Raw genomic sequence first — 1,855 nt, 5'->3', positions numbered from 1 at the left:
TAGCATCGGCTCGGCTGAACTGCGAGATACCCTGAGACTACAGAAACAGCAGATTTTCCGCACCGTGATTCTCGTTGGTCGCGCCAGCTTGCTCATGCTCAAGAAAATCGACCTAATCAGCGAAAGTATCCAGAAATTAGCTGAAGATCAGGATACACAAACACAAGTTTTCTCGAAAATGATCGGCGAGTTGAACGGGTACAAACAAGTGTATCAGTTGCAGCTGGAGTTAGATAGTCTGGAACAAGAAGCGATCGAAATGGCCAAAGTAGCCATTAATCTAGAACAATACCTAAAACCAATTATCGGACAGTTTCAAGGCTTAATCGAGCGAGTAGTGACCATTGACGGGGAACTTTCCCGCAGTGTCAGCGAGGTGGAATCCCTCGTCCAGAACATTCTCAGTTCCGAATCGGCGGTATCTTTCCGCAAAAACGAGAATCTATCGGCTAGTTTGCTCAATTTCCTCGTCACCAGCGAAGAAAAGCGCGGCCGTTTAGCGATCGCATTAGAGCGAGCCGAGCAGGAAGGATGGCAATGGACGGAAGTGGAAATCCCCGATGAGGAAATCGAACTGGAAACCGCCATTCAACGCATCAACAACCATGTAATCGAGAGAGTTGGGAATTTTAGCACCTCCGTCGTCGGTGACTCTCCTATTCCTCCCCTTCCTCAACCAGAGACACCCCTAGACAATAAAACTCCTTCTTCTTCATCAGATTGGATGATTCCATCTAAATCTGCTCAACCAGAGACAGCACTAGGCAATAAAACTTCATTTACCGAAAACCTACCCAATGGGATAACACTGGAGATGGTGAACTTACCAGCAGGTGAATTTCTCATGGGATCTCCTGACAGTGATTCTGATGCTTCCGATGATGAAAAGCCTCCACACCAAGTTAAAGTCAACAGTTTTGCGATTGGGAAATATCCAGTCACTCAGGCACAATATCAAGCAGTAATGGGAAACAATCCCTCTTATTTTAAAAATAATCCACAAAATCCGGTAGAACAGGTTAGTTGGAATGATGCTCAAGCTTTTTGTCAGAAATTGAGTCAAATAACTGGCAAAACCTATCGCCTCCCCACAGAAGCGGAATGGGAATATACCTGTCGTGCGGGGACTACTACTCGCTATTATTTCGGTGATGATGCTAATCAGCTAGGAGATTACGCTTGGTAAGCTAAACGGCTTTTACTTCGGATCACCGATATAGACTCCAAAAGGGTTATAGCTGTTGGATCATGCAGGTTAAGCGCCGTTTAGCTTATGACGGAAATTCTCAGGATAAAACTCATCCTGTGGGTCAGAAAAGGCCCAATGCTTGGGGACTCTATGACATGAGTGGCAATGTTTGGGAGTGGTGCGAAGACGATTGGCACGATAACTATATCGGAGCGCCGACGGATGGATCGGCGTGGTTTATCAAGAATGATAATCGTTCTCAGCCTACTAAGTGTCTGCGCGGCGGTTCTTGGGACTTCAACCCTAATCACTGTCGTTCTGCCGACCGCATCAGGGACAGCCCCGGCAACGACGACTACGGCATCGGTTTTCGGGTTGCGTGTGTCTCCCCAGGACTTTAACCCTTTGTTCTTTTGCTCTTTTGCCCTTTGTCTCCCGCCTAAGGGCGGGTCGATTTTTTTTTTTGAGCCGTAGGTTGGGTTGAGGAACGAAACCCAACCCAATTATTTAAAAGTGTTGGGTTTCACTATCGTTCAACCCAACCTTGTATACTTTAGACGTTCATAATCTGAGATTTATTAAACTTCTGAAATCGTAGAGTCAGCAAGGAATCCAGTTCTTTTTTATGTTTCAGATGGGCATCATTCAGACATTCATAAATAGCTG

The 1,855-nt window shown here is 45.9% G+C and carries 2 pseudogenes; one reads left to right on the top strand and one right to left on the bottom strand.

Going from position 1 to position 1,855, the window contains the following annotated elements:
• Positions 1-1,590: pseudogene (locus PX482_RS16675) on the top strand (formylglycine-generating enzyme family protein); the annotation flags it as partial.
• Between the two features lie 152 nt (positions 1,591-1,742).
• On the opposite strand, the pseudogene PX482_RS16670 reads toward PX482_RS16675, so the two are convergent.
• Positions 1,743-1,855, bottom strand: a pseudogene (locus PX482_RS16670) (IS630 family transposase); the annotation flags it as partial.

Source organism: Microcystis sp. M53602_WE12, from assembly GCF_030065455.1.
In the GTDB taxonomy this organism is placed as follows: Bacteria; Cyanobacteriota; Cyanobacteriia; order Cyanobacteriales; family Microcystaceae; genus Microcystis; species Microcystis aeruginosa.
Note: the sequence above shows the minus strand (reverse complement) of the source record. Positions and strands in the feature narration are given on the sequence as shown.